Below are 7,690 nucleotides of genomic sequence, written 5' to 3'. Positions count from 1 at the left end.
GGGGGGGGGCGTCCCCCCGCCGCTCCCCCCCCCCCCCCCCCCGCCCGGAGGAGGCAGGTCTGTGGTTACGACGTCTCGGCGAGCGTCACGGTTGCGGTCGACTCGGCACCATTTCGCTTGTAGGTCACCTGGACCCGGTCGCCGACCTTGCCGGCCTGCACCGCGCCGACCAGATCGTTGGAGTCGTTGATCACCTTGTCCCCGAACTTGGTGATCACGTCGCCGCGCTGGATGCCGGCCTTCTCGGCGGCGCTGCCGCCGGCGACGGAGGCGACCAGCGCCCCGCCGTCCTCGGCCGCGTTGACGCTGACCCCCAGGGACGGGTGGCTGACCTTCTCGCCCCGCTGGAGCTTCTCGGCGACGTCCTTGGCCTTGTTGCTCGGGATGGCGAAGCCGACGCCGATGTTGCCGGTGCTGCCCTGCCCGGCGGTGGCGATGGCGGTGTTGATGCCGATCACCTCGCCCCGGGTGTTGACCAGCGCGCCACCGGAGTTGCCCGGGTTGATCGGGGCGTCGGTCTGGAGCAGGCCGGAGATCGAGCTGGCACCGCCCTGCGGGGACTGCTGCGGGCCGTTGCCGCTGCCGGCCTGGATGGTGCGGTCGCGGGCGCTGAGGATGCCGGCGGTCACCGAACCCTGCAGGCCGAGCGGACTACCCAGGGCGAGCACCTGGTCGCCCACCTGCATGGCGTCGCTGTCGCCGAACTTCGCCGCCTTGAGGTTGTCGATGCCGCTGGTCTGGACCACCGCGAGGTCGGTCTTCGGGTCGGTACCGACGATCTTGGCGGGGGCGGTCTTGCCGTTGGCGAAGACCACCCGGACGGCGTCGCCGGAGGCGGAGGCGACCACGTGGTTGTTGGTCAGCACGAAGCCGTCGGAGCTGAGGACCACGCCCGATCCCTCGCCGCTGTCGGTCATGATCGAGACCACGCTGTCCTGCACCGAGGCGGCGATCTTCGGCAGGTCGGCGCTGTTGATCACGGGGGCGGCCGAGTAGTTGCGGGTGATCCCGCCCCGGTCGCCGTCCACCGCCAGGGCGAGCGCGCCACCGGCCACGCCGGAGCCGAGCATCAGGGCGAAGACCGCGACCCCGGCGCCGACGAACTTGGCCACCTTGCCGGCCTGCGGGGCCGGGGCCGGCGCCCACGGCGGAGTCGGCTGGCCGGGGTGCTGCGGCCCGCCCTGCCCCGGGTAGCCGGCGGACGGCTGGCTCACACCGGGCTGGCCGTAGCCGACACCGGACTGACCGGGGTAGCCGGCCGACCCGGTGCCCGCGCCCGGCTGACCGGGACGGTGCTGACCGGGGTAGCCACCGGCCCACCCGGGCTGCTGCTGGCCGGGCTGGTAGCCCGCCGACGGGTACTGCCCCGCCGGGGAGTGGCCCGCCGGGTAGCCGGTGGACGCGGGATAGCCGGGCCGGTACTGCTGGTCGCCGCCACCGGACGGGTACGACGACTGCGGGTACGGCGTGGCGGCGGGCGGCGCGTACGGCGACGCGGGCGGCGCGTACCCCGGTCCGGGGTTGGCCGTGCCGGCCGGCTCCCCCGCGGTGCCGGCGGCCTGACCGGGGGTGTTGGGGGTGTCGGACTCGCCGCGCACGGCGCGGGCAGGCTCGGCGGAGGGGTGCGACGGCTCGGCGTCGGGGGCAGCCGGCCGACGCTGCGGGTCGGTCTCGAACTCGGTCATGCCCCTAGCTTTCCCCGTCGCACTGTCACCCACCTGGAACCCGCCTGGAAGTTTTCTGAAAGTCACAGCGGGGCCGGCGGGGCGTCACTCCGCGTCGCCGTCCGCGTCGGGCAGCAGGGGCAGCCGGACCCGGAACGTCGCCCCGCCGCCCGGCGTCTCGTCCACCTCGACGGTGCCCTGGTGGGCGCTGACCAGCGCCGCGACAATGGCCAGCCCCAGTCCGGTGCTGGTGATCCCGCTGGCCCGGCGGGTCCGGGCCGCGTCGGCGCGGTAGAACCGCTCGAAGACCCGCTCGGCCTGCTCCGGGGCGAGCCCCGGCCCGGTGTCCATCACCTCCACCACGGCCATGTTCCCGTCCTCGGAACACAACCGCAGGGTCACCGACGCCTCCGGCGGGGTGTGCGTCAACGCGTTGGTCATCAGGTTGCCGATCACCTGCCGCAGCCGGGCGTCGTCGGCGTGCACCACCAGCGGGCCCGAGTCCGGGGCGATCTCCAGCTCGATGTGCCGTTCGGGGGCGACCACCCGGGCCGCCTCGACCGCCTCGGAGGCGAGCACCGGCAACTCCACCGGGGCGAGCGACAGCGGGCGTTCCCGGTCCAGCCGGGCGAGCAGCAGCAGGTCCTCCACCAGCAGCCCCATCCGGGCCGCCTCGTCCTCGATGCGGCGCAGCAGGTCGGCGGTCTGCTCGGGGGCGCGGGCCGCCCCCTGCCGGTACAGCTCGGCGAAGCCCCGGATGGTGGTCAACGGGGTCCGCAGCTCGTGCGAGGCGTCCGCGACGAACTGCCGCATCCGCTCCTCCGAACGCCGGGCGCGGGCCTCCGACGCCAGCGCGGCGTGCGCCGCGTCCCGGGCACCGGCCTCCGCCGTACGGGCCGCCATCTCCGAGGCGGCGCGGGCGGTGAAGGCGGCCTCGATCTGCGCCAGCATCGCGTTCAACGCCCGGGAGAGCCGGCCCAGCTCGGAGGTGGCGCACTCCTGACCCTCCTCCGGGTCGGGCACCCGACGGCTCAGGTCACCACCGGCGATCGCCGCAGCCGTCCGTTCGATCTCCACCAGCGGTTTCAGGCTGGTCCGCACGATGGCCGCGCCGATCGAGGCGAGCAGGATCAGCACCGCCCCGCCGACCAGCATGTCTATCCAGATCAGCCGCTTGACCGCCAGGTCGACGTCGGTCATGTGCTGGCCGAAGGCGAGGACCCGGCCGTCGCCGAGGTCGGTGTAGAGCATCCGCCACCGGGTGCGGCCGTCCATGGACTGCACGGTGAACGGGTCGCCGACCAGGGCCGAGAAACCGGCGAAGTCGGTCGGGAACTCCGGTAGTTCCTCGGGACGCAGGCCGGAGTAGCGCGACGGCCCCTCCACCTCGGTCCGGCTGGCCTGCGCGGCCACGTAGTCGGTGGGGATGCCCACCAGGAGCGGGCCCCGTCCCTGGCCGAGCGCCCGCGCCACCCCGTTGGTGTCACCGCGCAACTGGTCGTCGACCTGGCCGATCAGGTACTCCCGCAGGAAGTACGTGGTCAGCGAGCTGATCACCACGAGGGCGATGGCGACGAGGGTGAGGACCGCCGCGACCAGCTTGACCCGCAGCGGGATGCTCCGGAGCCGCCCCTTCGCCTCGTCGAGCGGGTTCACGCCGCCGGCTTGCGCAGGACGTAGCCCACGCCGCGCAGGGTGTGGATCAGGCGGGGCTGGGTGTTGTCGACCTTGCGGCGCAGGTACGAGATGTACGACTCGACGATGTTGTCGTCACCCCGGAAGTCGTAGTTCCACACGTGGTCGAGGATCTGCGCCTTGGACAGCACCCGGTTGGCGTTGAGCATCAGGTACCGCAGCAGCTTGAACTCGGTCGGCGAGAGCTGCACCCGCTGACCGGCCCGGTGCACCTCGTGGGTCTCCTCGTCCAGCTCCAGGTCGGCGAAGGTGAGCCGGGAGGGGGCGTGCTCGCCGGTGGCCGTACGCCGCAGCACCGCCCGGATCCGGGCGGTCAGCTCCTCCAGGCTGAACGGCTTGGTGACGTAGTCGTCGCCGCCCAGGGTGAGCCCACGGATCTTGTCGTCGGTGGCGTCCCGGGCGGTCAGGAACACCACCGGGGTACGCGTGCCGCCCTCGCGGAGCATCCGGATGACCTCGAAGCCGTCCAGGTCGGGCAGCATCACGTCGAGCACCACCAGGTCGGGGCGGTGGTCCTTGGCCGCGTGCAGGGCCGCGCTGCCACTGGTGGCGGTCGCCACGTCGAACCCCGCGAAGCGGAGGCTGGCGGAGAGCAGTTCGAGGATGTTGGGATCGTCCTCGACGACGAGCAGTCGCGCCTCGGTCTGGGTAGCGGCCATGCTGGCCATCATCCGTGACGTCGCTGCGTCGGTGCTGGACGCTTCCTGCAAAAACCCTGTGAAGCCGCGCCGACGCCGGCTCCCCGCCCTCTGCCGGCCCGCACCCTGCGAGCCGGCGGTCACCGCAGCAGCCGGCGTAACCCGTCCAACGCGCCGTCGAGGACCCGGATCGCGGTCCGCAACTGGGTGTCGCTGAGCCGCCCGGCCCGCACCAGCGCACCCACCTCGACGGTGAACTCGGCCAGCCGCCTGTCGAACTCGACCAGCAGGGGGGAGCCGTCGGTGGCGGGGGTCGCCGGGCGGGGGGTGGGGCCGGGAGCCGGACGGTCCCAGCGGGTCTGCCGGGTCTGCCGGGTGGCCTCGCGCAGCTCCCGCTTGAGGTCGCGCACCGAGCCGCGTACCTCGGTCTGGATCTCGCCGGCCAGTGCGGACAGATCCTCCACCGAGGCGGAGATGTCGGACTCCAGGGTGGTCAGCTCGTCGGCGCGCTGGCGCAGCTCGGCCCGGCCGTCCTCGGTGATCTCGTAGACCTTGCGGCCACCGGCGGCGGCGTGGGTGACCAGGCCGTCGGCCTCCAGCCGTTGCAGCCGGGGATAGATGGTGCCGGCACTCGGGGCGTACAGGCCGAGGAAACGCTCCTCCAGCAGTCGGATCAGCTCGTAGCCGTGCTTGGGGCCGTCGTCGAGCAGCCGCAGCAGGTAGAGCCGCAGCCGCCCGTGGCTGAACACGGCGGTCACGGCAGCTCCTCCTGGTTGGCGTCCACCGGCCGGGCGAGCAGCGCGATGCTGCCGGACGTCGCGGACGCCCAGAGCTTACCCGCGCCCGCGCCGAGCACCCCGTGGCTGTCCTTGACCGAGCCGACGCCGGACCCGCCGCCGACCTGGGGGAAACCGCTGGTGATCCGGCCCGAGGTGGTGTGCAGGTGGACGGCGAGGTCGCTGTCCTCGCGGACCCGGACGGTGATCGGCCCGGAGATGGTGGTGAGCCGGATGTCGCTGCGCCGGGGATTGTCCAGGTCACAGGTGATCGCCCCGGAGACGGTGTTGGCGTGCACCCGGCCGGCGGCGCTGTCGGCGAGGGTCACCTCACCGGAGACCGTGTTCAGGACGAGGTCGCCGGTGACGCCGAGCGCCTCGACCGGGCCGGAGACGATCCGCGCGTTGGTGCGCCCGGCCAGCCCCATCAGGGTGATCTGCCCGGAGGTGACGTCCACGGTGGTGTCGTGGGACAGCCCGGAGGCGACCAGCGTGCCGTCGACCAGGTGCAGGTCGGCCAGGGTGCCGGCCGGGACGGCGACGGACACCTCGGCCCGGAACCGGCGACCGAGCTGACCGAGCCACCAGAGGAACCCGGGCCAGCGGGGTGGGCGTTCGTGTTCGATCCGCAGGACGCCGTCGTGGTGTTCGACGAGGACCGGCCGGCTGCTGACCCGGGTGACGTCGACCCGCGCCGGCCCGTCGGTGCCGACCACGTTGAGCCGCCCGGCGACCAGGCGGACGTCGAGCCGGGTGACCGGCTCGTCGATGGTGATCCGTTGTGGTCTGTCGACCTTCCAGTTGGTCATGGCGTCTCCCTCCGGGGTCACGGCCGACGGCCGCGCCACTGCACGGAGAAAGCATAACGCGATACATCGCGATAGAACAAGACTGTCGCGAGTTACCGTCCCACCCGACGCGCCACCCGACCCACGTCCGGTCGGGATGATCAACTCATCTGGGCCGATCCAGCGGTATCCCGCGGTTGGATCACCGCAACATCGGCCCCCACGAGTCGATCACGCAGGCTGATCGCGGCCCTCGGGTCAGGCGGCCAGGCCGCGGCCCGCCCCGACAGCCGGCGCGGCCACCGAACCGGGCGCGGACATCGAACCCGACGCGGCCACCGAACCCGGCACGCCCACCGGGTCGAGGACGGCCAGGGTGGGGCGGCCGGCGGCCGGTCGGGGCGGCAGCAGGTGCACGGCCGACTCGGCGGCCCGGGCCAGCACCCGACGGTCCGCCCCGGGGACCGGGTGCAGGGCGGCGGTCACCGCGACGTCGACCACCAGGTCCCGGGCGGCCAGCACCCGGCGTACCGAGCGCCAGAGCGTGTCGTCGCCGAGGAAGGCCGCGGTGGTGGTCGTCGCCCCGGTGGCAGCGCAGCGGTAGCTGATCCGCAGCGGCACCACGGGGGCGCCGGCGTCGACCGCCGCCTGGAAGACCGCCGGCCGGAAGCCCCGGCGCGGCCGGCAGGCGGCCGGGGGGACGATGCCGCACCAGGTCGTACCCTCGGGAAAGACCGTGACCGGGTGACCGGCGCGCAGGATCGCCGCGAGCCGGGCCACCGTGCGCGGCAGGTCCCGGGGCCGGGACCGGTCGACGAAGACCGTGCCACCGGCGCGGGCCAGCAGTCCCAGCACCGGCCAGCTCCGCACCTCCCGTTTGGCCAGCAGCCGGGCCGGCGCGACCGCCAGCACCGCGAACACGTCCAGCCAGGAGACGTGGTTGGCGACCAGCAGTGCCCGTCGTCGGGGCAGCCGCCCGCGCACCACCAGCCGCACCCCGAGCACCCCGGCGGTCCGCCGGGCCCAGGCCCGCAGCACCGCCGCCCGCCGCGCCGCCGGCAGCACCGGCAGCAGTACGGTCAGGCCGGCCCCGGCCAGCAGCATCCCGAGTACGCCCACCAGCCGTGCCACCTGCCGGCCGGGCGACACCCCGGCCCGGCCCTCCCCCGGCAGGCAGTCCGGCCCGCAGCCGGCGGTCGGGCGCCACAACTCGGCGCTCACCGGGTCACCCCGCCGAGGAAGTGCCGGCGGTAGCGCGGGTTCATCCGGTCCAACGAGAACAGCAGGTAGAAGTCGGCACAGCGGAAGTCCGGGTCGTACGCCGGTTCCCCGGCGATCCACGCGCCAAGCCGCAGGTAGCCACGGACCAGCGGAGGGATCAGCGCCCGCCCGGCGGGGTCCCCGGTGGCCGAGGCCGGTGTCGCCGCACCCGGTTCGGCGAACCACGGCCGCAGCGGACGGACCCGCATCAGCGGGGGCGCGAGGTGCCCCGTCCGGCCCAGCGCCCACGTCTCGGCGACGGCCCGGCCGCCGCCGTCGACCGGCACCGAGGCGCAGCCGCCCAGCCAGTTCATCCCGCGCAGGTGCAGGTAGCGGGTCAGTCCCGCCCACATCAGGTTGAGCACCGCGCCGGAGCGGTGGTCCGGGTGGACGCAGGAGCGGCCGGTCTCGACCAGCAGGTCGCGCAGCGGTTCGAGCGGGGTCAGGTCGAACTCGCCGGCGGCGTACCGGCGGTCGGTGCGGCCGGGGGGCAGCAGCCGGTAGGTGCCGACCACCGCCCCGGTGCGCTCCTCGCGGACGATCAGGTGGTCGCAGTGGACGTCGAGGTCGTCGGTGTCCAGCCCGGCGGCACCCGGACGCAGGGTGGCGCCGAGTTCGGTGGCGAACACCTCGTGGCGCAGGCGTTGCGCGGCCGCGACCTGGGTCGGGTCGTCGGCGATCAGCAGGGTGTATCCACTGGTCGTCAGGGGTGCGCCAGCGGCATGCAGAACAGCCATGGGACCTGTGTAGGTGCCCCGGGTTGCCGGTCGGCCGGGGACGGGTGTCGATCCGGTGAACGCCTGTCGGCGGGACCGGTCCCGGGCGTGACCAGGGTGGCGCACGGGGTCGGTGGGGCGGGCGGGAGGCGT

Annotated in this window: 7 protein-coding genes; all 7 read right to left on the bottom strand. The window is 74.0% G+C overall.

The window, feature by feature from the left end; genetic code table 11:
• Nucleotides 1–65: 65 nt before the first annotated feature.
• The 7 genes from ACOJTC_RS28825 to ACOJTC_RS28795 all read right to left on the bottom strand — a co-directional run bounded on the left by ACOJTC_RS28825 (nucleotide 66) and on the right by ACOJTC_RS28795 (nucleotide 7,558).
• A complete protein-coding gene (locus ACOJTC_RS28825) occupies nucleotides 66–1,685 on the bottom strand; it encodes a trypsin-like peptidase domain-containing protein (RefSeq protein WP_420119244.1) in 1,620 nt (539 codons plus the stop codon).
• Between the two features lie 84 nt (nucleotides 1,686–1,769).
• Nucleotides 1,770–3,320, bottom strand: a complete 1,551-nt coding sequence (locus ACOJTC_RS28820; RefSeq protein ID WP_204926860.1) for a sensor histidine kinase — start codon at nucleotides 3,318–3,320, stop codon at nucleotides 1,770–1,772.
• The gene (locus tag ACOJTC_RS28815) at nucleotides 3,317–4,018 is read right to left on the bottom strand and encodes a response regulator transcription factor (RefSeq protein ID WP_088646020.1); all 702 of its coding nucleotides are present in this window, start codon (nucleotides 4,016–4,018) and stop codon (nucleotides 3,317–3,319) included. The genes ACOJTC_RS28820 and ACOJTC_RS28815 overlap by 4 nt, the downstream gene beginning before the upstream one ends.
• A 119-nt stretch (nucleotides 4,019–4,137) precedes the next feature.
• The gene (locus ACOJTC_RS28810; RefSeq protein WP_420119243.1) at nucleotides 4,138–4,755 is read right to left on the bottom strand and encodes a PadR family transcriptional regulator; all 618 of its coding nucleotides are present in this window, start codon (nucleotides 4,753–4,755) and stop codon (nucleotides 4,138–4,140) included.
• Nucleotides 4,752–5,582: a DUF4097 family beta strand repeat-containing protein gene (locus ACOJTC_RS28805; RefSeq protein WP_420119242.1), complete on the bottom strand. Its 831-nt coding sequence runs from the start codon at nucleotides 5,580–5,582 to the stop codon at nucleotides 4,752–4,754. Before ACOJTC_RS28805 ends, ACOJTC_RS28810 begins: the two co-directional genes overlap by 4 nt.
• 237 nt (nucleotides 5,583–5,819) lie before the next feature.
• Nucleotides 5,820–6,782 (bottom strand): lysophospholipid acyltransferase family protein, encoded by a 963-nt coding sequence (locus tag ACOJTC_RS28800; protein ID WP_420119241.1) that lies wholly within the window; start codon nucleotides 6,780–6,782, stop codon nucleotides 5,820–5,822.
• Nucleotides 6,779–7,558: a GNAT family N-acetyltransferase gene (locus ACOJTC_RS28795; protein ID WP_420119240.1), complete on the bottom strand. Its 780-nt coding sequence runs from the start codon at nucleotides 7,556–7,558 to the stop codon at nucleotides 6,779–6,781. The genes ACOJTC_RS28800 and ACOJTC_RS28795 overlap by 4 nt, the downstream gene beginning before the upstream one ends.
• Nucleotides 7,559–7,690 lie beyond the last annotated feature (132 nt).

The sequence above is a fragment of the Micromonospora sp. genome, from assembly GCF_048594385.1.
Lineage (GTDB): Bacteria > Actinomycetota > Actinomycetes > Mycobacteriales > Micromonosporaceae > Micromonospora > Micromonospora wenchangensis.
This window is presented reverse-complemented; position numbering and strand designations above follow the sequence as displayed.